The organism is Azospirillum halopraeferens DSM 3675 (assembly GCF_000429625.1).
Lineage (GTDB): Bacteria > Pseudomonadota > Alphaproteobacteria > Azospirillales > Azospirillaceae > Azospirillum > Azospirillum halopraeferens.
In genome coordinates this window covers 200,186-224,249 of sequence record NZ_AUCF01000004.1, presented here as the reverse complement: position 1 = coordinate 224,249, position 24,064 = coordinate 200,186, and the positions used below count along the sequence as shown (strand labels likewise).

Annotated in this window: 21 protein-coding genes; 12 read left to right on the top strand and 9 right to left on the bottom strand. The window is 70.0% G+C overall.

The window, feature by feature from the left end; translation table 11 throughout:
• Nucleotides 1-12 precede the first annotated feature (12 nt).
• Complete coding sequence (locus G472_RS0104755) at nt 13-540, top strand: OsmC family protein (RefSeq protein WP_029007455.1); 528 nt, start codon at nt 13-15, stop codon at nt 538-540.
• 25 nt (nt 541-565) lie between these two features.
• On the opposite strand, the gene G472_RS0104750 is transcribed toward G472_RS0104755, so the two are convergent.
• From G472_RS0104750 to G472_RS31280, 3 genes are all read right to left on the bottom strand, one after another.
• A complete protein-coding gene (locus tag G472_RS0104750; protein ID WP_029007454.1) occupies nt 566-907 on the bottom strand; it encodes a tRNA-binding protein in 342 nt (113 codons plus the stop codon).
• Nucleotides 908-1,056: 149 nt separating this feature from the next.
• Nucleotides 1,057-1,497 carry a phasin family protein gene (locus tag G472_RS0104745; protein WP_029007453.1) on the bottom strand — a complete coding sequence of 147 codons (441 nt, stop codon included), beginning with the start codon at nt 1,495-1,497 and terminating at the stop codon, nt 1,057-1,059.
• A 136-nt stretch (nt 1,498-1,633) separates the two neighbouring features.
• Complete coding sequence (locus tag G472_RS31280; protein ID WP_051340425.1) at nt 1,634-2,281, bottom strand: TetR/AcrR family transcriptional regulator; 648 nt, start codon at nt 2,279-2,281, stop codon at nt 1,634-1,636.
• A 174-nt stretch (nt 2,282-2,455) separates the two neighbouring features.
• On the opposite strand from G472_RS31280, the gene G472_RS0104735 reads away from it, so the two are divergent.
• The 3 genes from G472_RS0104735 to recJ all read left to right on the top strand — a co-directional run bounded on the left by G472_RS0104735 (nt 2,456) and on the right by recJ (nt 5,124).
• On the top strand, nt 2,456-2,749 hold the full coding sequence (locus tag G472_RS0104735) for a hypothetical protein (protein ID WP_029007452.1): 294 nt from the start codon (nt 2,456-2,458) through the stop codon (nt 2,747-2,749).
• Complete coding sequence (locus G472_RS37915; RefSeq protein ID WP_211100135.1) at nt 2,746-3,252, top strand: PIN domain-containing protein; 507 nt, start codon at nt 2,746-2,748, stop codon at nt 3,250-3,252. The genes G472_RS0104735 and G472_RS37915 overlap by 4 nt, the downstream gene beginning before the upstream one ends.
• 81 nt (nt 3,253-3,333) lie before the next feature.
• Complete coding sequence (recJ, locus tag G472_RS0104725; protein WP_029007451.1) at nt 3,334-5,124, top strand: single-stranded-DNA-specific exonuclease RecJ; 1,791 nt, start codon at nt 3,334-3,336, stop codon at nt 5,122-5,124.
• 6 nt (nt 5,125-5,130) lie between these two features.
• Here the strand turns inward: recJ and G472_RS0104720 are convergent, their stop codons facing one another.
• Entirely contained in the window at nt 5,131-7,020 is a 1,890-nt protein-coding gene (locus G472_RS0104720) for an autotransporter assembly complex protein TamA (RefSeq protein ID WP_084536445.1), read from the bottom strand.
• Between the two features lie 304 nt (nt 7,021-7,324).
• On the opposite strand from G472_RS0104720, the gene typA reads away from it, so the two are divergent.
• On the top strand, nt 7,325-9,157 hold the full coding sequence (gene typA, locus G472_RS0104715) for a translational GTPase TypA (RefSeq protein ID WP_029007449.1): 1,833 nt from the start codon (nt 7,325-7,327) through the stop codon (nt 9,155-9,157).
• Between the two features lie 78 nt (nt 9,158-9,235).
• Here typA and G472_RS0104710 read toward each other — a convergent pair whose 3' ends face one another.
• The 3 genes from G472_RS0104710 to G472_RS31270 form a co-directional block, all read right to left on the bottom strand.
• Nucleotides 9,236-9,667 (bottom strand): hemerythrin domain-containing protein, encoded by a 432-nt coding sequence (locus G472_RS0104710; protein ID WP_029007448.1) that lies wholly within the window; start codon nt 9,665-9,667, stop codon nt 9,236-9,238.
• A 158-nt stretch (nt 9,668-9,825) separates the two neighbouring features.
• On the bottom strand, nt 9,826-10,002 hold the full coding sequence (locus tag G472_RS0104705) for a CsbD family protein (protein ID WP_084536482.1): 177 nt from the start codon (nt 10,000-10,002) through the stop codon (nt 9,826-9,828).
• A gap of 60 nt (nt 10,003-10,062) precedes the next feature.
• The gene (locus tag G472_RS31270; protein WP_035691068.1) at nt 10,063-10,479 is read right to left on the bottom strand and encodes an HIT domain-containing protein; all 417 of its coding nucleotides are present in this window, start codon (nt 10,477-10,479) and stop codon (nt 10,063-10,065) included.
• 358 nt (nt 10,480-10,837) lie between these two features.
• Here G472_RS31270 and G472_RS0104695 point away from each other — a divergent pair, with 358 nt between their 5' ends.
• Nucleotides 10,838-13,444, top strand: a complete 2,607-nt coding sequence (locus G472_RS0104695) for a glycosyltransferase family 2 protein (RefSeq protein WP_029007446.1) — start codon at nt 10,838-10,840, stop codon at nt 13,442-13,444.
• Between the two features lie 68 nt (nt 13,445-13,512).
• Here G472_RS0104695 and G472_RS0104690 read toward each other — a convergent pair whose 3' ends face one another.
• Complete coding sequence (locus G472_RS0104690) at nt 13,513-14,223, bottom strand: response regulator (protein WP_029007445.1); 711 nt, start codon at nt 14,221-14,223, stop codon at nt 13,513-13,515.
• 14 nt (nt 14,224-14,237) lie between these two features.
• A complete protein-coding gene (locus G472_RS0104685; RefSeq protein ID WP_029007444.1) occupies nt 14,238-16,931 on the bottom strand; it encodes a sensor histidine kinase in 2,694 nt (897 codons plus the stop codon).
• Nucleotides 16,932-17,388: 457 nt separating this feature from the next.
• Here G472_RS0104685 and kdpF point away from each other — a divergent pair, with 457 nt between their 5' ends.
• From kdpF to egtB, 6 genes are all read left to right on the top strand, one after another.
• Complete coding sequence (gene kdpF, locus G472_RS37910; protein ID WP_084536443.1) at nt 17,389-17,478, top strand: K(+)-transporting ATPase subunit F; 90 nt, start codon at nt 17,389-17,391, stop codon at nt 17,476-17,478.
• A 12-nt stretch (nt 17,479-17,490) separates the two neighbouring features.
• Nucleotides 17,491-19,200 (top strand): potassium-transporting ATPase subunit KdpA, encoded by a 1,710-nt coding sequence (gene kdpA, locus G472_RS0104670; RefSeq protein WP_029007443.1) that lies wholly within the window; start codon nt 17,491-17,493, stop codon nt 19,198-19,200.
• 28 nt (nt 19,201-19,228) lie between these two features.
• Nucleotides 19,229-21,283 (top strand): potassium-transporting ATPase subunit KdpB, encoded by a 2,055-nt coding sequence (gene kdpB, locus G472_RS0104665; protein WP_156926997.1) that lies wholly within the window; start codon nt 19,229-19,231, stop codon nt 21,281-21,283.
• Nucleotides 21,284-21,296: 13 nt separating this feature from the next.
• Nucleotides 21,297-21,878 (top strand): potassium-transporting ATPase subunit KdpC, encoded by a 582-nt coding sequence (gene kdpC / locus G472_RS0104660; protein ID WP_029007441.1) that lies wholly within the window; start codon nt 21,297-21,299, stop codon nt 21,876-21,878.
• Between the two features lie 117 nt (nt 21,879-21,995).
• Nucleotides 21,996-22,583 (top strand): hypothetical protein, encoded by a 588-nt coding sequence (locus tag G472_RS0104655; RefSeq protein WP_029007440.1) that lies wholly within the window; start codon nt 21,996-21,998, stop codon nt 22,581-22,583.
• 128 nt (nt 22,584-22,711) lie between these two features.
• Nucleotides 22,712-24,010, top strand: coding sequence for an ergothioneine biosynthesis protein EgtB (gene egtB, locus G472_RS0104650; protein WP_035691065.1), 1,299 nt, complete (start codon nt 22,712-22,714; stop codon nt 24,008-24,010).
• Nucleotides 24,011-24,064: the final 54 nt, after the last annotated feature.

The window sequence follows — 24,064 nt, the reverse complement described above, 5'->3', positions numbered from 1 at the left end:
GTGAGGAGAGGAATGGACGCCGAAGCCCTGCGCGCGCTGCAAGCGCCGCTGAAGGACAAGTACAAGGAGAACCCCGACGCCGCGGTGGTGACGCTGAAGGCCAGCGGGGAGCTGGACGGCGCCGCCATCGTCTGCAAGGTGGACACCGGCCGCGCCCTGGTGGAGGCCGGCCTGCACCCCGCCACGGGCGGGCCGGGCACCCAGGCGTGCTCCGGCGACATGCTGCTGGAGGCGCTGGTCGCCTGCGCCGGCGTCACCCTGAAGGCGGTGGCCACGGCGCTGGCCTTCGACCTGCGCGGCGGCACCGTGTCGGCCGAGGGCGACCTGGACTTCCGCGGCACGCTCGGCGTGGCCAGGGACGCCCCCGTGGGCTTCCGCGCCATCCGCCTGCGCTTCGACCTGGACACCGACGAACCGCAGGAGCGCATCGACACCCTGACCAAGCTGACCGAGCGCTATTGCGTCGTCTACCGCACCCTGGCCAACCCGCCGCCGCTGGAACTGGCCATCGCAACGGGCGGAGGTACGGCGGGGAACTGACCCGCCGGCGTCCGGGGGCGGGGGGCTAGAACAGCCGCCCGCCGTCGGGCACCCCGTGGCCGGGCTGGATCAGCACCACCGCGCCGTCGGCGTCGGGGACGCCCAGCACCAGGCATTCGGAGCGAAACTTGCCGATCTGCTTGGGCGGGAAGTTGACGACGCCCAGAACCTGGCGGCCGACCAGGCTTTCGGGCGTGTAATGGACGGTGAGCTGGGCGGAGCTGCGGCGCACGCCGATCTCCGGGCCGAAATCGACGGTCAGCTTGTAGGCGGGCTTGCGCGCCTCCGGATAGGGCTCGGCGGCGGTCACCGTGCCGACGCGGATGTCCACCTTCAGGAAGTCGTCGAACCGGATCGTCTCGCTCACGGGATGCCTCTCCCTCCGTTATCGGTCCTGCGGAAGGAGGGTAGCACCGCAACCACCGAACGCAACGCCTGCCAAAGGCCATGCCCGCCAAACGCAACGGGCCGCCCCTCGCGGGGCGGCCCGATCGCGGACACCGGAGACGGTGCGGCTTACTTCTTGGCGGCGGGCTTGGCCACCAGGTCCTTCAGCTCGTCCAGGCTCTCCGACACGCGCTTGGAGAGGATCTCGGCGGCCTCCGTGTTGGACTTGGCCACCATCTCCGACAGCTCCTTCATGTTGGCCAGCGCCTTCTCGAAGGCGGTCTTGACCAGCTCGGTCTGCTTGGCGGCCTTCTCCTCCGGAGTGTCGGCGGCAATCATCTGGGAGACCATGGCGTTGGCCTCCTCCACCGACTGGCGCAGGATCTCGGCCTGGCGGCGCAGCACGGCCTGGATGCCCTCGACCGCCATCTGGTTGGCAGCCTGCACCGCCTCGATGTTCTTGCGCTGGGCGGCCAGGATGGCTTCGACGTCGACGCCGGGCGCCTTGAAGTCGCTCATGACCTTCGCGAGGTCGAACTCGAGGAAAGGATTGCCGGTCGTTTTCGCCATCGTCTTGGTCCCCCGAAGGAAAGTACCGTTGTCGCGGCCGTCACCCTGACAACCAGGGAGCGGCGGTTGCAGTGCCCGAAATATAGCCACCGTCTTTGTGCATTGCAACAAAGAAGGCGCAGCGCCCCGGCGTGCGTCAGCCGGCCGCAGGCTCGGGCGTCGGCGCGGCGGGCGATGCCCGGCGGCGCCCGCGGCACAGGGTGCCGGCCAGGGATTCCGCCCGGCGCAGCTCGGCGTCCAGGGCCGCCATGGTGCGCGACAGGTCCTCGCTGTCGTCACCGACGAACACCCGCATCACCCGCGCCTGGACCGAACAGAGCCCGGCCACCAGCACCGCCCCGCCCGGCCGGTCCGGATCGATGCCGGCGGCGCGCAGCATCCACGCCATGGAGCGGGCGTACTGCCGCGCGAAGGCAAGGGCCGTCAGCGGCTCGCGCGGCAGGTCGCGCAGCACCGCCGCGAGGCCGGGCCGGTAGGGTTGCAGCGCGTCGAAGCGGCGCATCATCACGTCGAACAGCCGGTCGCGCGGGCTCTCCTCCTCGGCGCCCCCGCCCCCGGAGCCGACCGGCGGCGGCTCGCCCCCGGCCAGCACCGCAGCGTCGGCGCGGCGCGACACGCCGGCCAGCAGGGCCGGCCGGTCGGGAAACCGCCGGTACAGTTCCCCCGCGGGCACCCCGGCCGCCCGCGCCACCTCCAGCATACCCGTCCGCCGCCAGCCGCGCTCCGCCGCCAGGGCCATCGCCCGGTCGATGATGCGCCCGGAAAGATCGTCACCCTCGTCCATCGCCCGGCCTCACCACTTGGTCGCTCCGCCGCACCATCTGGGACGCCGGCACCGCTTCGGCAAGGCGGCGCCCGCGGCAGAAGGGGCGCGGCGCGGGACGGCGGAAAGCGTATGGCGCCAGCCGGCCGTGCTGGTATCCTGTCCGGACCGGAACCACGAACAGGCTCGCAACGCATGGCGCGCTACCGGATCGAAACCTCCGACGATGGCCGGTACCGCAGCGTCAAGGCTTTCACGCAAGCGGCCAATGTGCGTTTGCTGGGTGACTTTCCCGAGACGCATTCCCTTGTGACGGACGATTTGCCCGCGGACCTGCGTGAGCGCGTCGTCGCGGCCGGAGCGCGCGTGACCCGGGACCCGGGACAGGGGGGCGACGCCATGAAAGACTCCTTCGTGGCGTGGCTGAAAGCGCAGACCCCGCCGGGCATTTCCTGGACGCGCGACGACAAGTACAAGGCATCTCCTTGACCTTCGGTGTCGCCCTGGACAGCAACGTCATCCTTCACGCCATGGGCATCAACGATGCGGCGCGTCACGCCCGCGCCGTCGATCTCATCGAAAGGCTGCCGAGAGAAACCGTGGTGCTGCCGGTGCAGGTGCTCGGCGAAACGATGAACGTGCTCATCAGCCGCAAGGTCGGCCGGGAACGCTCCAGGGTCCGCGACGTGGTTGCACGATGGGACGCCCTGTTCGGCGTTCACGAGACATCGCCGTCGGCGATGCTTGCCGCGGCGGACCTCGTGGCGGACCACGGCCTCCAGGTTTGGGACGCCGTCATCCTGGCGGTCGCTGCCGAAGCCGGCTGCCGGCTCCTGCTTGTCCGAAGACATGCATCACGGCTTCGCCCGGAGGGGCGTCACCGTCGTCAACCCGTTCCGCGACGACGTCCACCCGCTGCTGCGCGCCGCACTTGCCGGCGACGGCTGATACGCCCGGACCATGGTCCCGTCCATTCGTTTCCGACGGTATGACGGCCCGGCGTCGCCCCGGTTGGCCGCCCCGCACCATATCTGCTATGGGATCGCTCCCCAGCCCCGCAGCGTCCCGGCGCCATGACCGACAGCCCGAGCTTCCTCAACGTCACCCGTTCCTTCACCGGCAAGCGCTGGCAGGCGCGCGCCTGTGACGAGCGGCGGGCGTGGGCGCTGGCGCAGGGGCGCGGGCTGCCGGAGATCGTCGGGCGGGTGCTGGCGGCGCGCGGCGTGACAGAGGAGGCGTGCGACGATTTCCTCGCCCCCACCCTGCGCTCCCTGCTGCCCGACCCGTCGCGCTTTCGCGACATGGACGCCGCGGCCGACCGCATCGCCCGGGCGATCATGGCGGGCGAGGCGGTCGCCGTGTTCGGCGACTACGACGTGGACGGCGCCACCTCGGCGGCCCTGCTGCGGCGCTTCTTCCGCGCCGCGGGGCGGGAGCTGCGCGTCTACGTCCCCGACCGCATCGCCGAGGGCTACGGCCCCAACGCCCCGGCCCTGCTGCGCCTGAAGGCGGAGGGGATCGGGCTGGTGGTCACCGTCGACTGCGGCGTCGCCGCCTTCGCGCCGCTGGAAGCGGCCGCCGCGGCGGGGCTGGACGTGGTCGTGCTCGACCACCACGCGGCGGAGCCGCGGCTGCCGCCGGCGCTGGCCATCGTCAACCCCAACCGTTTGGACGAGGACGGCGGCTATCGCACGCTCTGCGCCGCCGGCGTCACCTTCCTGACCGTGGTCGCCGTCAACCGGGTCCTGCGCGCCGCGGGCTGGTACGCCGGGGGCCGCGCCGAGCCGAACCTGATGGACTGGCTGGACCTGGTGGCGCTCGGCACCGTGTGCGACGTGGTACCGCTGACCGGCCTCAACCGCGCCCTGGTGGCGCAGGGCCTGAAAGTGATGGCGCAGCGCCGCAACCCCGGCCTGGCGGCCCTGGCCGACGTCGCGGGGGTGAAGGAGAAGCCCGACGCCTACCACGCCGGCTTCGTCCTGGGGCCGCGGGTCAATGCCGGCGGGCGCATCGGCGCCGCCGACCTGGGCGCCCGCCTGCTGTCCACCGACGACCCGCTGGAGGCGCTGGACCTCGCCCGCCGCCTGGACGAGCACAACGGCGAGCGCCGCGCCGTCGAGGCGGCGGTGCTGGAGGACGCGATCGCCCGGGTGGAGGGGCTGGCCGGGCTCGACAGTGAACTGGTGTTCGTCGCCGGCGAGGGGTGGCACCCCGGCGTCATCGGCATCGTCGCCAGCCGGCTGAAGGAGCGCTACAGCCGTCCCGCCTGCGTCGTCGCCCTGGTCGAGGGGGCCGACGGCACGATCGTCGGCAAGGCGTCCGGCCGGTCGGTGCGCGGCGTCGATCTGGGGGCGGCGGTCATCGCGGCCCGGCAGGAGGGATTGCTGCTGGCCGGCGGCGGCCACCGCATGGCCGCCGGCTTCACCGTCGCCGCCGACCGCATGGCCGACCTGCGCACCTTCCTCACCGGCCGCATCGCCGAGCAGGTGTCGGCCGCCCCGCTGGTGCCGACGCTGGAACTGGACGGCGCCCTGTCGGTCGGCGCCGTCGACGCCGCGCTGGTGGACACGCTGGCCCGCCTCGGCCCTTTCGGCACCGGCAACGCCGAGCCGCGCTTCGCCGTCGCCGATGCCCGGGTGGTGCGCGCCGACGTGGTCGGCGCCAACCATGTGCGCTGCATCCTCTCCGGCGCCGGCGGCGGCCGCCTGAAGGCCATCGCCTTCCGCGCCCTGGAGAGCGACCTGGGCAAGGCGCTGCTGACCTCGGGCGGGGCGCCGCTGCACCTGGCCGGCGTGCTGCGCGCCGACCGCTGGAACGGCCGCGAGGGCGTCCAGCTCCTCATCGACGACGGGGCCAGGGCGTGATCGACCCTAGAACGCCTGCCCCAGGCTCAGATAGAGCTGCCAGCGGGCGTCGTTGGAGTCCGGGTTGAGCGGGAAGCCGACATCCACCCGCAGCGGCCCGAAATCGGTGTAATAGCGCAGACCCAGACCAGCGCCCACCTTGAGGTCGGCGAAGGTGGGGAAGGTGCTGTCGTAGACCATGCCGGCGTCGACGAAGGGGACGATGCCGATGGTGTCGGTGACCTTTACCCGCATCTCCAGCCCCAGTTCCACCAGCGACCGGCCGCCCGAGGGATCGCCGTTGGCGTTGCGCGGCCCCACCTTCTGGAACCCGTAGCCGCGCACCGAGCCGCCGCCGCCGGCGTAATAGCGCTTGTCCGGCGGGATCTCGTCCAGCCCGGCGCCGAGGATGCTGCTCACGTTGATCCGTCCCGCTGCCACATAGTCGCCGTTGCCGGCGATGTCGTGATAGGCGGTGCCGATGATCCCCGTCGCGGCGAAGAAGGACCGGGTGTCGCCGCCCACCGGGTACCAGGGGGTGGCCACCAGCGCCACGCGGTAGCCGCGGGTCGGGTTCAGCAGGTTGTCCGAGGCGTCGTAGTTGAGCGACAGCGGCGCCCCCACCAGGACGCTCTGATAGGTGCGCTCGTCGGTGCGCGTGCGGGACCACTCCGTGGCCAGACCGTAGCCCACCCGCAGATTGTCGGTGATCTCGCGCTCCAGCGAGGCGGCGAGGATGGTGGCGACGCGTTCGTAGGCCGGCGGCCGTTCGGCCACCACCGAGAAGCTGGCGGCCAGCGTCTGGCGCACCGCCAGGAAATCGGGCTTGCGGAAGCGGACGTTGAATTGCAGGTCCGGCAACTCCAGGTCGGTGGTGCGCGCCCCCAGCCGCCCCACCTGCGCCCCGATGCGCAGGTACTCGGCCCCGCCGAACAGGTTGCGGTGGCCCCAGTAGGCCTGGGTGCCCAGCCCCTCCGCGGTGGAGAAGAACACGCCGGCGCCGATGAAGCGACGCTTGCGCTCGACCACGCTGACCGTCACCGGCGTCACCCCGTCCGGTCCCGGCGCATCGGCCAGGGAGACGCGCACAGTGTCGAACACCTCGAGCTGGGCGATCGACTGGCGCGCCCGGTCCACCAGCTCCGGCCGGTACTCCTCCCCCGGCTGCCAGGGCAGACGGCCGCGCACCAGGTCCTCGTCCACCTCCTCCAGCCCCTCCACCCGCGCCGCGCCGAATCGCACCAGCGGGCCGGCGTCGACGGTGTAGGTGATGTCCATGGTGCGGCGGTCGTGGTCGACCACCACCCGGCGGTCGGCGGCGGCGGCGAAGGCGAAGCCCTGCTCGCCCAGGCGGCTGAGCAGGCGCTCCTCGGCGGCGACCACCAGGGGCGCGCGCGCCCGCTCGCCCCGCACCAGCCCCAGGTCGGCCGGGGCGATGGCCGGCCCCGGCAGCGGCCGGCCGTCCGGCGTGCGGACCGCCACGGCGTCGAAGGTGTAGGCCGGCCCGGTCTCCACCGCGATGGTCACCGGGACCGGCGGGGCGGCCGCGGCACCGATGCGGATGTCCAGCCGGGCGTCGTAGTAGCCGGCCGAGCGCAGCGCGGTCTGCAACCGGTCGCGATCGGCGTCGGCCCGGCGCTCCAGCCCGAGGAGCGTGGGCGGCGGGTCTTCCTGCAGGTCGACCAGGGTGGAGGCCGACTCCAGCAGCGTGAGCAGGTCCTCGTCCACGCCGGTGATCCGCACCGCGTAGGGCAGCGACGGCGCCGCCTCCGCGCCCTCCGGTCCCGGCGGGAGTGCTGCGGGCGCCGGCTCGGCTGGGGCGTGGGGGTCCGCCTCCCGGGCCGCGGCCGGGTGCGTCAGCAGGGCTGCGGAGAAGGCGCCGGCCAGAAGGAGGGCGGAGCGGGCGGTGGCGGTCATCGTCCGTCGGGGTCCGGATCGTGGGAGGCGTCAGCGGGCGGGAACCCCCGGGACGGGGTCCATGATGGAAACTGTAACGGAACCCCCCTGGCGTCGCCGCGGAAAATCGCCATATGACCGTCGGCGCAGGCGGCTTGCTCCGGCCGCGCAAATCATTATATTGCGTCGCAAACCCGAACCCACCGCGGCCCTCCACACATCCTGGCGGGCCGTTTTGTCATGGGTTCGCATCCGCTCTTGCTGGGGCCCATGTCGGTGGGGCCCGTAGCCGCACAGGCCGACCGACCTAAAGACACGGGACAGCATGAACCTCCGAAACGTCGCGATCATCGCCCACGTCGACCATGGCAAGACCACGCTGGTCGATCAGCTTCTCAAGCAATCGGGTTCTTTCCGCGAGAACCAGCAGGTGGCCGAGCGCGCCATGGACTCCAACGACCTGGAGCGCGAGCGCGGCATCACCATCCTGGCCAAGTGCACCTCGGTCCTGTGGAAGGACCTGCGCATCAACATCGTCGACACCCCCGGCCACGCCGATTTCGGCGGCGAGGTGGAGCGCATCCTCTCCATGGTCGACGGCGTGGTGCTGCTGTGCGACGCGGCCGAAGGGCCGCTGCCGCAGACCAAGTTCGTGCTGGGCAAGGCGCTGAAGCTGGGCCTGCGCCCTATCGTGGTGGTCAACAAGGTGGACCGTCCCGACGCCCGCGCCCACGAGGTGCATGACGAGGTGTTCGACCTCTTCGCCTCGCTCGACGCCTCGGACGAGCAGCTCGACTTCCCCACCCTGTTCGCCTCGGGCCGCAACGGCTGGGCGACGCCGGACCTTGAGAACGGCGCGCGCGACAGCCTGGAGCCGCTGTTCGCCCTGATCCGCGACCATGTGCCGGCCCCCCGCGTCGGCAGCGAGGACGAGCCGTTCCGCATGCTGGCCACCACGCTGGAGGCCAACCCCTACCTGGGCCGCCTGCTGACCGGCCGTATCGAGTCCGGGCGCCTGAAGCCCAACCAGGCAATCAAGTCGCTGACCCGCGACGGCAAGCTGATCGAGCAGGGACGCGCCACCAAGGTGCTGGCCTTCCGCGGCCTGGAGCGCGTGCCGGTGGACGAGGCGGTGGCCGGCGACATCGTCGCGGTGGCCGGCCTGTCCCAGACCACGGTGGCCGACACCATCTGCGACACCGCCGTCACCGACGCCCTGCCCGCCCAGCCCATCGACCCGCCGACCCTGGCCATGACCTTCTCGGTCAACGACAGCCCGCTGGCCGGGCGCGAGGGCGACAAGGTCACCAGCCGCATGATCCGGGACCGTCTCTACCGCGAGACGGAGGGCAATGTGGCCCTGCGGATCTCCGACACCGAGGGCGGCGACGCCTTCGAGGTGGCGGGGCGCGGCGAGCTGCAGCTCGGCATCCTCATCGAGACCATGCGGCGCGAGGGCTATGAGCTGTCCATCAGCCGGCCGCGCGTGCTGTTCAAGACCGATCCCCTGAACGGCCAGCGCCTGGAGCCGATCGAGGAGGTCGTCATCGATGTGGACGAGGAGTTCTCGGGCACCGTCGTGCAGAAGATGGCCGAACGCAAGGGCGACCTGGTGGAGATGAAGCCGGGTGGCGGCGGCAAGACCCGCGTGGTCTTCCACGCCCCGTCGCGCGGCCTGATCGGCTACCAGAGCGAGTTCCTGACCGACACCCGTGGCACCGGCATCATGAACCGCCTGTTCCATGGCTACGCCCCCTACAAGGGGCCGATCGCGGCGCGGCGCACCGGCGTGCTCATCTCCAACAGCGACGGCACCGCCGTGGCCTACGCGCTGTGGAACCTGGAAGACCGCGGGCCGATGCTGATCGACCCCGGCGTGCCCGTCTATCAGGGCATGATCATCGGCGAGCACACCCGCGGCAACGACCTGGACGTCAACGTCATCAAGGGCAAGCAGCTCACCAACATCCGCACCACCAGCAAGGACGAGGCCGTGCGCCTCACCCCGCCCATCCAGATGACCCTGGAGAAGGCCCTGTCCTACATCGCCGACGACGAGCTGGTGGAGGTGACGCCCAAGTCGATCCGCCTGCGCAAGCGCTACCTCGACCCGAACGAGCGCAAGAAGCACCAGCGCGCCATGGCCGACGCCGGCTGATCGCGCAAGGATAGCAGAGTCGGCAAAACGCCCCTCTTCCCGGCGGAAGAGGGGCGTTTCGTCGTCACCACCCCGGTGTCACCACCCCAGCCGATCGAGTTCGGGGAACAGTTCCTCGCGCTCACGCCGCATGCGGCTGTCCAGGCGGGCGAGCACGGCGCGCGTCTCCGCCCGGAAAGTTCCGAAACGGTTGCCGATGGCGCTGATGTCGGTCCATTCGTCCACATAGCTGCGAAACACCGGGCGCAGCCCGCTCGTCTCCTCCCGGCACCGCGCCGCGGCGGCGCGCAGGTCGGGGTCGGCGTGGGCGAGCAGCCGCGGGTACAGCCCCTGCGCCTCCAGGGTCAGGTGGGTGTCGACGGCGCTGTCCAGGGCCGTCAGCAGCGCCCGCGCGTCGAACAGACGTTGCGGCGCGTCGGGGCTGTTCAGCAGGTCCAGCAGGGATGCAACGAGCCGGTCGATCTCGGCGTGTTGGCGCCGGTAGGCGCCGGTCACCGCTTCTTGTGTCACGGGACGCCTCCTTCCGGGCCGAATGGGGCCCGCGTGAAAGCGTACGCGCCGCTCGGCCGGGCGGCCATCGGACAGATTCGCGCAGGCACAAGGGAAACGGGGTAGCTCGAAGGACGTCCCGGCCACCCCGTTCCGGGCCGGCGAAGGTGCCGGAACGATCAATCCTTGCCGCGAATGACGTCCTTCACCTTGCCCGCAGCCTTGTCGATCTTTCCTTCGGTCTTGTGCTCGCGGCCTTTGCTCTCCAGGTCGCGGTTGCCGGTCACCTGGCCGGTCTGCTTCTCGGCCTCACCGGCGACCTCCTTGGCGGAACCCTTCATGCGGTCACTGTTCATGGTCGACTCCATCGGTTGCTCCGCCCCATACAACAGGCGGGGCCGCGCCGAGTCGCGCCGTCATTCCCGCCACAGGGGACGCAACGCTTCCCGGAGTCGCTGCGTCCATGCGTCGCGCTCCCCGGCCGGATAGCGGTCGGCGTGACCGGACCCCCACACCGGGCCGGGCCAGGCGGGATCGTCGCGGCGGCGCGCGATCACGTGCACATGCAACTGCGGGACGACGTTGCCGAGCGCCCCCACGTTCAGCTTGTCGGGCCGGGAGACATCCTCCAACACCTTGGAAACAAACGATATTTCCTCGATCAGCCGGACCCGGTCGGGGGCGTCCAGATGGTGCAGCTCGCGCACGTCCGGCCGCTCCGGCACCAGGATCAGCCAGGGCCAGTGCCGGTTGTCCATGAGCAGCACACGGCACAGCGGCGACACCCCCAGGGGAACCGTGTCCCCGGCCAGGCGTTCGTTCAGGCGGAACATGGCTGGATCCTCGCGTTCGGCAGCCGCGGAATAATCCGGGACCGCCCGTTGTTCATGGGGCGATGGTTGCGATGCAAGGGGAAATGTATAGAATGCGACGGACGATCTCGAATGGATCGGTCGGCGCGCAGCATCGCCGAACGCACCGTGAAGGTCGTTCCGCCCCACAAACGGGATGAGTGGGGGCGGGCGGGTTTCGCGTCGGGGGCTTCATCCAGCAACCACAGCAAGTGCCGGGGTTCGGTCCGAGGTTGGTCGGGGCGGAGACGCCGCCCGTACGCCCGCCCGGATGGCACTGGATCGACCGGGGCAACCGCGCCTGCCCCGGATGGAACATGTGCGGGGATTGCACACACCTATGCGCAAGTCAGCGATTGCGGTTCTCTTCCTGGTCATCCTCGGCAATGTCGGGGCCTGGGCACTGTGGAACCGCCCCGTTGCAGAGCGGCCGTGGGCCGGCGTCATCAACGGCGTCAGCTATACCCCATTTCACCCCGACAAGAGTCCGACCAAGCGCGACCGGCCGACGTCCGACGACATCGAAAAGGACCTTAAGGCCCTCGAAGGCTCGGTCAAGGGCGTGCGCACCTATTCGACCACCGACGGATCGGAAATGGTGCCCGCCATCGCGCGCAAGCACGGGATTCCCGTCACGGCGGGCGCCTGGATCCAGGGCCAGACCGAGATCGACGAGCCGGAGATCGCCGGCCTGATCAAGCTGGCCCGCACCTACCCCAACGTACGCCGCGTGCTGGTGGGCAACGAGGCGCTGTTGCGCGCCGACGTCACCGTGCCGCAGATGATCGACTACATCCGGCGGGTGAAGAAGAAGGTCAACGTCCCGGTCTCCACCGCGGAGCCGTGGCACGTCTGGCTGGAGCATCCGGAACTGGCGGACGCCGTCGACTTCCTGGCCGTGCACCTGCTGCCCTACTGGGAAGGCGTGCCGGTGGACGATGCCGTCGATTACGCCATGCTCCGCTACAACGAGCTGAAGACGCGCTTTCCCAACAAGCACATCCTGATCTCGGAAATCGGCTGGCCGGCCGACGGCCCGTGGCGGCGCGGCGCCGAGGCCAGCCAGGTCAACCAGGCCAAGTTCGTCCGCACCTTCCTGAACGTGGCGGCGCAGAACCGGCTCGACTACTTCATCATGGAAGCCTTCGACCAGCCGTGGAAGCGGGAGATCGAAGGCACCGCCGGCACCTCGTGGGGCATGTGGGACGCCTGGCGCAATCCCAAGTTCCCGATGATCGGCGACGTCCACGAGATGAAGAACTGGCCGGTGCTGTGCGCCGCCTCGGTCGGGCTGGCGTTCCTGCCGCTGGTGTTCTTCCTGACCCGCCGCAACGACCTGAAGTTCGCCGGTAAGTTGTTCTATGGCGCGCTGATCCAGGCGGTCGGCTCGGTGCTGGTGTTCACCTTCTCCGCCGCTTCCGCCGCCGGCCTGGCGACGACCACCGAGATCGCCTGGGGCGTGCTGATCTTCTGCCAGTTCGTGCTGCTGGCGGTGATGCTGATCGACGGGCTGGAGCTGACCGAAGTGGTGTGGCAGGAGCGCTTCCGGCGCCGCTTCCAGCCCTGCCAGGCCGCCCCCGCCCCCGACGCGCCCAAGGTCTCGATCCACGTGCCGTGCTACAACGAGCCGCCGCACATGGTCATTCAGACCCTGGACGCCCTGGCCCGCCTCGACTACCCGAACTTCGAGGTGCTGCTGATCGACAACAACACCAAGGACCCCGAGGTGTGGAAGCCGGTCGAGGCCTACTGCAAGCAGCTCGGCGAGAAGTTCCGCTTCTTCCACCTGGACAACTGGCCGGGCTTCAAGGCCGGCGCGCTGAACTTCGGTCTCGACGTGACGGCGCCGGACGCCGAGTTCGTGGCGGTCATCGACAGCGACTACCAGGTCCATCCCGACTGGCTGAAGGCGACCATCCCGCACTTCGCCCGTCCGGAGGTCGGCTTCGTGCAGTCGCCGCAGGATTACCGCGACTGGAGCCATGACCTGTTCCAGCGGATGATCAACTGGGAGTATGCCGGCTTCTTCCACATCGGCATGGTCCAGCGCAACGAGCGCAACGCCATCATCCAGCACGGCACCATGACCATCATCCGCAAGCAGGCGCTGGTGGACGTGGGGCGCTGGGGCGAGTGGTGCATCACCGAGGACGCCGAATTGGGCCTGCGCCTGTTCGAGGCCGGATACGAGTCCGTCTACATGCCCGAGAGCTACGGCAAGGGCCTCGTCCCCGACAGCTTCTCGGCCTACAAGACGCAGCGTTTCCGCTGGGCCTACGGCGCCGTGCAGATCCTCAAGCGCCACTGGCGCGAGCTGCTGCCCGGTGCCCGCAAGCTGACCAGCGGCCAGAAGTACCACTTCATCACCGGCTGGCTGCCCTGGTTCGCCGACGCGGCGCACATGGTCTTCGGTGTGGCCGGCGTGATCTGGTCGCTGGGGCTGCTGCTGTTCCCCAAGTACTTCGAGTTCCCGCCCAACGCCTTCATGATCCCGACCCTCAGCGTCTTCGCCTTCAAGGTGGCGGCGTCCCTCTGGCTCTACGAGGCGCGGGTGAAGTGCGGCTTCTGGGACAAGGTCGGGGCGGCGGTGGCCGGCATGGCGCTGACGCACACGGTGGGCCGCGCCATGTGGCAGGGCATGTTCACCTCCGGCCGGCCTTTCGTGCGCACGCCCAAGTGCGAGAACCAGCCCGCGTTCATGCAGGCCATCCTGATGGCGCGGGAGGAGATCGCGCTGCTGGTGTCCCTGTGGGCCGCCGCGCTGGCCATCGTGCTGGTGTTCGGCCACGAGAACCGCGACGCCTTCATGTGGGCCGGTCTGCTGGTGGTGCAGTCCCTGCCCTATCTGGCGGCGCTGATCACGTCGCTGATCAACGCCTTCCCCGACTTCCGCATCGGCCGCCGCCGGCCCCAGCCGGTCGCCGCCATGCCGGGGGCCGCGGACTGATCGCGGGTTGATCGGACTTCCCGGCCGGCAAGGGCCCGGGTCCCGTGATGGACCCGGGCCCTTTGCTTTTACGGTGCACCGGTGCGCAGGCGGTATCCCACGCCCGCCTCGGTCACGATCAGCCTCGGCCGGTCCGGCTCGGCCTCCAGCTTCTGGCGGAGCTGCTTGACGTAAACCCGCAGATAGGCGGTGTCGGCGACGTGCGCCTCACCCCATACGGCGCGCAGCAGTTCGGCGTGGGTCAACACATGGTCCGCGTGGCGGGCCAGGATGAACAGCAGCTCCAGTTCCTTGCGCGACAGGTGGACGCCGCGGCCGTCACGTTCGACCACCCGGCGCTCGAAATCGATGGTGACGCCGAAGGCCGTCACCGGCCGGACCGGGCCACCGTCGGGAACGCGCTGGCGCAGCGCGGCGCGGACGCGGGCCATCAGTTCGGCGATGCCGAAGGGTTTCACCACATAGTCGTCGGCGCCGCGATCCAGCGCCTCCACCTTGTCGTACTCCTGCGCGCGCACGGAGAGGACGATGATGGGAACGGTCCCGGTCGCCCGCACCGCGCTGATCACCTCCTGCCCGTCCAGGTCGGGAAGGCCCAGGTCGAGGATCACCAGGTCGGGCCGCTCGCGGGCGCACGCCTCGATTCCGGCCCTGCCGCCGTCCGCCTCGGCCACCCGGTAGCCGTTGGCGGACAGGCTGATGCGCAGGAACCGGCGGATCTGCGGTTCATCGTCGACGACCAGGATCTTCGCGGCGGTGCGGCTATCGCCGTTCGCCATGCCGGTGTCCCCGATCATTCGTCGCCCGCCGTCGGAAGCGCCGGCGGCGTCGTCAGCGGCAGCGTCAGGATGATGCAGGTGCCGGCCTCGTTGATGCCGCGTTCGGCCCGGATGCGCCCGCCGTGCGCCTCGACGATTCCCCGGCAGATGGCCAGCCCCAGGCCGGTGCCCGCCGTCTGCCGGTCACCGGCCTCGACACGGTAGAACATGTCGAAAACCCTCTCACGATCCTTTTCCGGAATGCCGGGTCCGAGGTCGCAGACCTCCACCACCACCGCCGCACCGCGTCGCCGGGCCCACACGGTGACGGGCGTGCCGGCGGGGGAATATTTGCAGGCGTTGTCGATCAGGTTGAAGAACACCTGTTCCATCAGCACCGGGTCGAGGCAGAGAATCGGCAGCCCCTCCTCCAGGTCGATCCGCACCCGGCGGCGGCGCAGCATCGACCGCGCACGCTCCAGCGCCGCCCCGACCACGTCCTGCAGATCGATCCAGTCGGTGCGCGGCTTCAGCGCCCCCGACCCGATCCGCGTCATGTCCAGCAGGTTCTGGACGAAGCGGTTGAGGCGTTCCGCCTCCTCCTGGATCGTCTGCACCAGTTCCAGGCGCTCGGCGGGCTTGAGCGAGCGGTCGTAGTTGTACAGGCTCGACGCGGCGCCGAGAATGGAGACCAGCGGCGTGCGCAGGTCATGGGACAGCGACGAGAGCAAGGCGGTGCGCAGCCGCTCGGTTTCGCTGGCGACGCGGGCCGCCTCGATGTCCGACACCAGCGTCGTGCGCTCGATGGCGAGCGCGGCCTGGTCGGCGAGCGTGTCGACGAGACGCCCCTGCTCGGGCGACAGCAACTGTCCGTCGTCGCCGATCTGCACACCCAACACCCCCACCGCCCCGCGGGCCGTGCCCAGCGGAAGGAACAGCCAGTCGGTGGCCGGCAGCGTGGCCGATCCCCGCCCGGCCCGCTTGCCATGCTCCCAGGCCCACTGCGCCGCGGCCATGGACTTGTCGTCCAGGCGATCCTCCGGCGGATAGCCGGCGCGCACCTCCAGCAGCCCGTCGGTCGGCATGAGCACCAGCGAAGCCCCGCCCACCGTGGCCGCGACGTGGTGCACGACCGCCCACAGCACGTCGTCCAGCCCCACGGCGGCGGCGACGCGGCGGTTGAAGTCGTAGAGGTTGGCGGTGCGCCGTGCGTTGGTGCGAGTCGCCTCGACCTGCGCGCGCACCCGCGCCGCCAGATTGCTGGCAATCACCGCGACGACCACGAAGAACAACATGGTCAGGGCGTTCTGCGTATCCGACACCGAGAAGGTGAATCGGGGATCCGTAAACAGGAAATTGTACGGCACGAAACTGGCCAGCGAAGCGTAGAGCGACGGTCCCAGCCCGAACCGCACCGCCACCAGCAGGACCGCCAGAAGATAGGCCAGGGAGACGTTGGGCAACGGCAGGTACCAATAGATCGGATACGCCGCGGCCGTTGCCGCGGCGACCATTCCGGTCGCCGCGAGATAGCCCGGCCAGTGGACGGGTGCCGGCGGCTCGCGCTCGGGCGCGGAGCGGGCGGCGGGCTCCTCCCCGCCGGACACCACCAGGATGTCGAAGTCGGCGCTGTTGGCCAGCACCTGCCGGGTCACCGATGGACGCAGGACGCCGAACCGGCGGCGGGGATGCGGCCGGCCGACGATGATCTGGCTGACGTTGCGCGCCCTGGCGAAGGCCATCACCTCCCGGGCCACGTCCTCCCCCTGCACCACCGCGCCTTCGCCACCGAGCTGCTCGGCCAGCCGAAGCGCCAGTGCGATCGCATCCTTGTCGGCCTCCGCCAGGGCCGCGTGCCGGTGCGTCTCCACGTACAGCGCCACCCAGGGGGCGCCGCGGCGCTCCGCCGCCCGCTTGGCCACCCGCACCAGACGCGGCGCCGAAGGACCATCCGCCAGGCAGACGAGGATGCGCTCACGCGTCGGCCAGGGGCGTTCCACCGCGTGAACGCTCCGGAACCGCAGCATCTGGGCGTCGACACGCTCGGCCGCCTGGCGCAGCGCCATCTCGCGCAGGGCGGTCAGGGTACCGGGGGTGAAGAAGTGGCCGGCGGCGCGGCGCGCCTGTTCGGGCACATAGACCTTCCCCTCGGCCAGTCGCTTGAGCAGTTCCTGCGGCGGCAGGTCGATCAGTTCGATCTCGTCGGCCCTTTGCAGCACACCGTCGGGCAGGGTCTCGCGCACCTTGATGCCGGCGATGCGTTCGACGACGTCGTTGAGACTCTCCAGGTGCTGCACGTTCAGCGTGGTATAGACGTCGATGCCGGCGTCGAGGATCTCATCCACGTCCTGCCAGCGCTTGACGTGACGGCTGCCGGGGATGTTGGTGTGGGCCAGTTCGTCCACCAGCACGAGCCGGGGCCGGCGCTCCAGGATGGCGTCCAGGTCCATCTCGCCGAACGGCCGCCCGCGGTACTCGATGGTGCGCCGGGGCAGCACCTCCAGCCCGCCCAGCAGCGCCTCGGTCTCCTGCCGTCCATGGGTCTCGGCGATGCCGACGACCAGGTCCACCCCCTCGCCCAGCCGGCGGTGCGCCTCCTCCAGCATGGCGTAGGTCTTGCCCACCCCCGGTGCGGCGCCCAGAAAAATCTTCAGCTTGCCCCGGTGTTCGCGGGTGGCCTCCTCCAGCAGGGCGTCGGCGGAGGGGCGAAGGTCCTTGTCGTCGGGCATGGATCGGATCACCGCGGAAAGTGGGAGTCCGGCTCCCTGACACCGGCGGCAGTCGGGAGAACGTCGCCCCGAGACGGACGCCTCCCTCCTGTACCGCGGGCCGCCATCTTTCCCCCATCCGTCTCGCATTGCAATATCCGTAAGGAATACCCGGCGTCATTCTCTTTGGGCAATCGTCCGGCATCGGATTTTTATGAAATCTTTATACCGCCATATGGTCGATTTACGGACTTCCGTCTCGAACATTCACGCAGATCCGTGAAAGGATGCCATCCTGCGCATGGGGCATGACCGGGAACAGGCTGCGGAGAGACACCGTCCGCCCCGCCCCGCGCCATCCGGCAACACGGAGTTGGGTATGCTCGACATTCTCTTCCCTGCGATCATCCTCGCCTTTTTCGGGCTGTGCGCACTTCTGGTGCGCGCCCTCGACCGTCTGTGACGAAGGGGTCGTTCCATGATCGTCGACCTCATCCCCGGTGGGCTGGTGGCCGTGGCCCTGCTCGGCTACCTCGGCTACGCCCTGTTCCGTCCCGAGCGGTTCTGACGGGGGGCTTCCATGAACGCTGCGGACATACTCCAGATCATCATCTTCTGCGGCCTGGTGGCCGCCCTGACCCCGGTCGTCGGGGGCTATATGGCGCGTGTCTTCTCGGGTGAGAGGGTGCCCCTCGACCGCATTCTCGGCCCGGTGGAGCGCGCCATCTACCGTATCTGCGGCATCCGTGCCGACCGGGAACAGCACTGGACGGCCTACGCCCTGGCGCTGCTGGCCGTCAACCTGGCGGGCATGCTGGCGCTCTATGCGCTGCTGCGGCTTCAGGCGTGGCTGCCCCTCAACCCGGCCGGGCAGGGTCCGGTGGCTCCGGACCTCGCCTTCAACACGGCGGTCAGCTTCACGACCAACACAAACTGGCAAGCCTACGGCGGTGAGAGCACGCTGAGCTACCTCAGCCAGATGGCCGGGCTGACGGTGCAGAACTTCCTCTCCGCGGCCAGCGGCATCGCCGTGCTGATCGCGCTGATCCGTGGCTTTGCGCGCCGGTCGGCGCGCACGGTGGGCAACGTCTACGTCGACCTGACGCGCGCCATCCTCTACGTGCTGCTGCCGATCAGCATCGTCACGGCCCTGTTCCTGGTCAGCCAGGGCATGCCGCAGAACCTTGACGCCTACACCGTCGCCGCGACGGTCGAAGGCGCGCAGCAGGTGATCGCGCAGGGGCCCGTCGCCTCGCAGGTCGCCATCAAGCAGATCGGCTCCAACGGCGGCGGCTATTTCTCGGTCAACTCGGCCCACCCCTACGAGAATCCGACGCCGCTGACCAACCTGGTGGAAATGGTCTTCCTGCTGCTCCTGGCCGCGGGCCTGACCTCCACCTTCGGTCGCATGGTCGGCGACCGGCGCCAGGGCCGGGCCCTGTTCATCGCCATGGGTCTGATGTTTGTCGCCGGCGTCGGCGTTGCCTGTTGGGCGGAACTGCAGGGCAACCCGGCGCTGATCGCGGCCGGGACCGATCCCGCCGGCGGCAACATGGAAGGCAAGGAGGTCCGCTTCGGCATCGTCAATTCGGTGCTGTGGGCGGTGGCGACGACGGCCGCCTCGAACGGCTCGGTCAATTCCATGCACGACAGCTACACGCCGCTCGGCGGCATGGTGCCGCTGGTCAACATGATGCTGGGCGAGGTGATCTACGGCGGCGTCGGTGCCGGTCTCTACGGCATGCTGATCTTCGTCCTGCTTGCCGTCTTCATCGCCGGCCTGATGGTCGGCCGCACGCCGGAGTACCTGGGCAAGAAGATCGAGGCCCGGGAGATCAAACTGGCGATGATCGCCATATTGACCATGCCGGTGGGCATTCTCGGCCTGTCGGCCCTGACCGTGGTTCTGCCCGCGGGGCTCGCCGGCATCCGGGACGGCGGCCCGCACGGCCTGACCGAAGTGCTCTACGCCTACAGTTCGGGCACCGGGAACAACGGCTCGGCCTTCGCGGGCTTCGCGGCGGACAGCCTTTACCACAACACGACGATCGCGCTGGCCATGCTGGTCGGCCGCTTCCTGGTGATCCTGCCGGTGCTGGCCATTGCCGGCACCCTGGCCGCCAGGAAGGCGGTTCCCGCCTCACCCGGCACCTTCCCGACCCACGGCGGCCTGTTCGTGGGTCTTCTGGTCGGCGTCGTGCTGATCGTCGGCGGCCTGACCTTCTTCCCGGTGCTGGCGCTGGGTCCCGTGGTCGAGCACCTGATGCTCGGCACCGGAATCGCGTTCTGAACGACCCCGGCTGCGAGGACTTCGAATCATGATTCACCGTTCATCCGCGATTTCCCTGTTCGATGCCGCGATCACCGGCCGGGCGGCGGTCGTCGCCCTGCGCAAGCTCGATCCCCGCGATCTGGTGCGAACGCCGGTCATCTTCGTCACCGCCGTCGCGGCGGTCCTGTCCACCATGCTGTTTTTGCGCGAACTCGGCGGCGGCGAGAACACCGCCGTCGCCGGCCAGATCGCCGCCTGGCTATGGTTCACCGTCCTGTTTGCCAATTTCGCCGAGGCGGTGGCCGAAGGGCGCGGCAAGGCGCAGGCAGCCGGTCTGCGCAGGACCAGGACCGAGACCATGGCCAGGAGGATCACCGGCGAAACCGACACGGCGGTCCGCATGGTGCCCGCCGCCACCCTGCGCGCCGGCGATCTGGTGGTCGCCGAGGCGGGGGACATCATCCCCGGCGACGGCGACGTGATCGCCGGCATCGCCACCGTGGACGAGAGCGCCATCACCGGCGAATCCGCCCCTGTGATTCGTGAATCGGGCGGCGACCGCTCGGCCGTCACGGGCGGCACACGCGTGGTGTCGGATCGCATCGTCATCCGCATCACCACCAATCCCGGAGAGAGCTTCCTCGACCGCATGATATTGCTGGTCGAAGGCGCCAAACGCCAGAAGACCCCCAACGAGATCGCGCTGAACATCCTGCTGGCCGGCTTGTCCATCATCTTCCTGCTGGTGGTGACGACCTTGCCGGCCTTCGCCGACTATTCCGGTGCTGCGGTCCCGGTGGTGTTCCTTGTCGCCCTGTACGTGACGCTGATCCCGACCACCATCGGTGGCCTGCTGTCTGCCATCGGCATCGCCGGCATGGACCGCCTGGTCCGATTCAACGTAATCGCCAAGTCCGGCCGCGCCGTGGAGGCGGCGGGTGACGTCGATGTCCTGCTGCTCGACAAGACCGGGACCATCACCCTGGGCAACCGGCAGGCGGCGGAGTTCATCCCGGTTGCCGGCATCGCCGAGCGCGATCTCGCCGAGGCGGCCTTCCTGTCGTCGCTGGCCGACGACACACCGGAGGGCAAGTCGATCGTCACGCTGGCCGGAGAACGCTTCGGCTTCGATCCCGCGGCCCTCGACCGCTCGGGCCTGACCTTCGTTCCCTTCTCCGCCCGGGCGCGCATGAGCGGTGTCGACATCGCGGATGCCGCCGGGAGGCAGGTGCAGATCCGCAAGGGCGCATCCGATACGATCATGGCGCTGGTCGGGCAGCGCGCCGTCGGCCGCGACCTGACCCGGGCCGTGGAACGGGTGGCCAAAGCCGGCGGCACGCCGCTGGTGGTGGTGCAGGATGACCGCACGCTGGGCGTCGTCCATCTCAAGGACATCGTCAAGCCGGGCATCCGCGACCGTTTCCGAACGCTGCGCGCCATGGGCATCCGGACGGTGATGATCACCGGCGACAACCCGTTGACCGCGGCCGCCATCGCCGCCGAGGCCGGCGTGGACGACTTCCTCGCCGAAGCGACGCCGGAGCGCAAGCTGGAGCTGATCCGCCAATACCAGGGCGAGGGCCACCTGGTCGCCATGTGCGGCGATGGATCGAACGACGCGCCGGCGCTGGCACAGGCCGATGTCGGTGTGGCGATGAACACCGGCACCCAGGCGGCGCGCGAAGCCGGCAACATGGTCGATCTGGAAAGCGATCCCACAAAACTGATCGAGATCGTCATGATCGGCAAGCAGATCCTGATGAGTCGCGGCGCGCTGACCACATTCTCAATCGCCAACGACGTGGCGAAGTACTTCGCCATCATCCCGGCGCTGTTCATTTCGGCCTATCCGCAACTCCAGGCGCTGAACGTCATGGGGCTGGCAAGCCCGCAAAGCGCCATCCTCTCCGCCATCATCTTCAACGCCCTGGTGATCGTCGCGCTGATCCCGCTGGCCCTGAAGGGGGTCGTCTATCGGCCCGCCGATGCCGCCGGCCTGCTGCGCCGCAATCTGCTGGTCTATGGCCTCGGCGGCCTCGTGGTCCCCTTCTTCGGGATCAAGGCCATCGACCTCGCCGTGACCATGCTCGGCCTCGCCTGAGGAGTGTACCGCCGTGCTGAACGAACTCCGCCCCGCCTTCGTCCTGGTGCTCGTGATGACCGTGCTGACCGGTCTGGTCTACCCCCTGGCCGTCACCGGCATCGCGCAAGCCGTCTTTCCCCGGCAGGCCGCAGGCAGCCTGATCGAAAAGGACGGCCGGATCGTCGGGTCCGCCCTGATCGGCCAGTCCTTTGCCGGTGAAGCCTACTTCCACCCCCGTCCCTCGGCGGCCGGTACGGGATACGACGCCGCCAACAGCGGCGCCGACAACCGGGGACCGACCAGCGCGGCCCTGATCGGCGCTGTCACCGACCGGATCGCGCGCCTGCGCGCCGACAATCCCCGCGGGGCCGGCCCGGTCCCTGCGGATCTTGCCACCGCATCGGGGAGCGGCCTCGACCCCCACATCTCGCCGGCCGCCGCGGCCTTCCAGATCGAACGCGTCGCCGACGCACGCCATGTCCCGGCGGCGCAGGTGCGCACCCTGGTCGAGGAGCACACCGAGGGCCGCACACTCGGCCTGTTGGGCGAGCCACGGATCAACGTGCTTCTCCTGAATCTGGCGCTGGACGAGCGACTGCCCGTGGGCCGGTGACGGCCGGCGTCCGAAGGTCCCGAATCGAACGCCCGGATTCCTTGACAGGGACCGGGCGTTTGCTACGCTTACGTTCGATGCGCCCCGCCGGGGCTGCGCGCGCCGGAGCCGCCCGCCATGGCAGACTCCAGCATCGGCCGATCCGAGCCGTTGATCCGCTCCGCCGTCGCTGTCGAGCGCGCGGGGACAGCCACCGATCGGCATCCGCAACGCCGCGAGCAGCAGGAGCGGCGCAGCAAGGAGAAGGACGCGCCCCGGCGCCGGCGCATCCACGACCTGCTGTTCGAGGAGATCGACCAGATCGACGCGCTGGAACCGGGCCAGCGCGAGCGGATCAAGCGCAACATCCGCACCCATTTCGCCGGCGCCCAGCCGGCCACCCCGGTCAATTATGGCCAGCCGCCGCCGTCCGGGGAACCGGCCGGAGACGCCGGTACGGCGGCGGAGCCCGAACACCCCGCCGGCGGTCCGCCGGCGGATGCCGACACGCCGGTCGCCGCCGACCATGAGCCGTTCGTCCGGGTCGCCGCCCCGGTCCACCCGCATCTGCCGCCCGACGAGGCGGCGGAGAACGCCCGCCTTGCCCGCCAGCTCCGCGACTGCCTCGCTCTCCACACCGAGCGCGCCCGCAAGATCGCCGTCTACCTGCACCTGCTGCTGGCACTGCATCACACCGCGCGGCCGCGGTTCGTGGTCGACGTGTAGGCCGATGGCCGCACCCGACATGTGGTTATACCTCCCCCGGAAGCGTCCGACGCCACCGCCCGCAGCCGGGCTATAGTGGCGGGGCGGAGGCCGCGCGGTCGCCGCTCGCCCGTTGACGGGAGGTCACCATGCCCGACTCCGCCATCGCCCCGGTGGGAACGCCGCCCGAAGCGTTGCGCCAATCCCTCGCTACCCGGTTCCGCAAGGCCCGCGGACGCACCGCCGAACTGGTGGCGCCGCTGGGTGCCGAGGACCTGATGGTCCGATCCCTGCCCGAGGGTGCCCCCGCGAAATGGCACCTGGCGCACAGCACCTGGTTCTTCGAGAGCCGCGTCCTGATCCCCTGCGATCCCACCTACCGACCCTTCGATCCGGCGTTCCTCGATCTGTTCGCTGCCGTCGACGACCGGTTCGGGCATCACATGCCGGCACCGACGCAGCACCTGCTGTCGCGCCCGACCGCCGCCGAGGTGATGCGCTACCGCGACCATGTGAACGGCGCGGTGCTCCATCTCCTCGACCGCATCGACGAGGGGCGGCTGGAGGATGCGGCGACGCGCATCGAGTTGGGGCTGGTGCACGAGCGCCGGCACCAGGAACGCCTGATCACCGACGTCAAGCACGCGTTCTGGAGCAACCCGCTGCGGCCGGCCTACGAACCCGACCCGCGCCCCGGCCCCGGCACCCCGTCGCCGCAGAGCTGGACCGCCCACCCCGGCGGCGTGGTGGAGATCGGCCGCGCCGAGCCGGTCCCCGGTGCCGACCACGAAGGGCCCCGCCACCGGGTGATGCTGCCACCCTTCCGGCTCGCCAACCGGCCGGTGAACTGCGGCGAGTATCTGGCCTTCATCGAGGACCGCGGCTACACCACCCCCTCCCTGTGGCTGGGCGACGGCTGGGAGGTGGCGCGCGCCGAAGGCTGGCAGGCGCCGCTCTACTGGGAATGGCGCGACGGCGGCTGGCAGGTCTTCACGCTCTACGGCATGCGCCCCCTCGATCCGGCGGAACCGGTGTGCCATGTGAGCTGGTACGAGGCCGACGCCTTCGCCCGCTGGGCCGGCAAGCGGGTACCGGCGGAATCCGAGTGGGAGGCGGTCGCCGCCGACCGGGACGCCTTCGGCAATCTGCTGGGCAACGGCAACCGCCACCCGCAGGCCGGCGGCTGCCAGGGCGAGCCGCCGTGGCAGCTCTTCGGCGACGTCTGGGAGTGGACGCGCAGCCCCTTCCTGCCCTATCCCGGCTACCGCGCACCGGAGTCCGAGCCCGTCGGCGAGGCAACCGCCGGCCGCTTCATGGCCAACCGCATGGTGGTGCGCGGGGGAAGCTGCGTCACCCCGTTCGACTACGCCACCGCCTTCACCCGCCACTTCCTCCGCCCGGCCGCCCGCACCGCCGTCACGGGCATCCGCCTGGCCGAGGACGGGTGACCCGGCCCGGCGGAGATCATACCGGGTTCGGTACGTCTTGACGTCCGAACCCGG

What these genes read in the sequence shown, in the direction of transcription:
- G472_RS0104755 (WP_029007455.1), top strand. Translation starts at nt 13, where the DNA reads ATGGACGCCGAAGCCCTGCGCGCGCTGCAAGCGCCGCTGAAGGACAAG.
- G472_RS0104745 (WP_029007453.1), bottom strand. Translation starts at nt 1,497, where the DNA reads ATGGCGAAAACGACCGGCAATCCTTTCCTCGAGTTCGACCTCGCGAAG.
- G472_RS31280 (WP_051340425.1), bottom strand. Translation starts at nt 2,281, where the DNA reads ATGGACGAGGGTGACGATCTTTCCGGGCGCATCATCGACCGGGCGATG.
- G472_RS0104735 (WP_029007452.1), top strand. Translation starts at nt 2,456, where the DNA reads ATGGCGCGCTACCGGATCGAAACCTCCGACGATGGCCGGTACCGCAGC.
- recJ (WP_029007451.1), top strand. Translation starts at nt 3,334, where the DNA reads ATGACCGACAGCCCGAGCTTCCTCAACGTCACCCGTTCCTTCACCGGC.
- G472_RS0104720 (WP_084536445.1), bottom strand. Translation starts at nt 7,020, where the DNA reads ATGACCGCCACCGCCCGCTCCGCCCTCCTTCTGGCCGGCGCCTTCTCC.
- typA (WP_029007449.1), top strand. Translation starts at nt 7,325, where the DNA reads ATGAACCTCCGAAACGTCGCGATCATCGCCCACGTCGACCATGGCAAG.
- G472_RS0104705 (WP_084536482.1), bottom strand. Translation starts at nt 10,002, where the DNA reads ATGAACAGTGACCGCATGAAGGGTTCCGCCAAGGAGGTCGCCGGTGAG.
- G472_RS31270 (WP_035691068.1), bottom strand. Translation starts at nt 10,479, where the DNA reads ATGTTCCGCCTGAACGAACGCCTGGCCGGGGACACGGTTCCCCTGGGG.
- G472_RS0104695 (WP_029007446.1), top strand. Translation starts at nt 10,838, where the DNA reads ATGCGCAAGTCAGCGATTGCGGTTCTCTTCCTGGTCATCCTCGGCAAT.
- G472_RS0104690 (WP_029007445.1), bottom strand. Translation starts at nt 14,223, where the DNA reads ATGGCGAACGGCGATAGCCGCACCGCCGCGAAGATCCTGGTCGTCGAC.
- G472_RS0104685 (WP_029007444.1), bottom strand. Translation starts at nt 16,931, where the DNA reads ATGCCCGACGACAAGGACCTTCGCCCCTCCGCCGACGCCCTGCTGGAG.
- kdpF (WP_084536443.1), top strand. Translation starts at nt 17,389, where the DNA reads ATGATCGTCGACCTCATCCCCGGTGGGCTGGTGGCCGTGGCCCTGCTC.
- kdpA (WP_029007443.1), top strand. Translation starts at nt 17,491, where the DNA reads ATGAACGCTGCGGACATACTCCAGATCATCATCTTCTGCGGCCTGGTG.
- kdpB (WP_156926997.1), top strand. Translation starts at nt 19,229, where the DNA reads ATGATTCACCGTTCATCCGCGATTTCCCTGTTCGATGCCGCGATCACC.
- G472_RS0104655 (WP_029007440.1), top strand. Translation starts at nt 21,996, where the DNA reads ATGGCAGACTCCAGCATCGGCCGATCCGAGCCGTTGATCCGCTCCGCC.
- egtB (WP_035691065.1), top strand. Translation starts at nt 22,712, where the DNA reads ATGCCCGACTCCGCCATCGCCCCGGTGGGAACGCCGCCCGAAGCGTTG.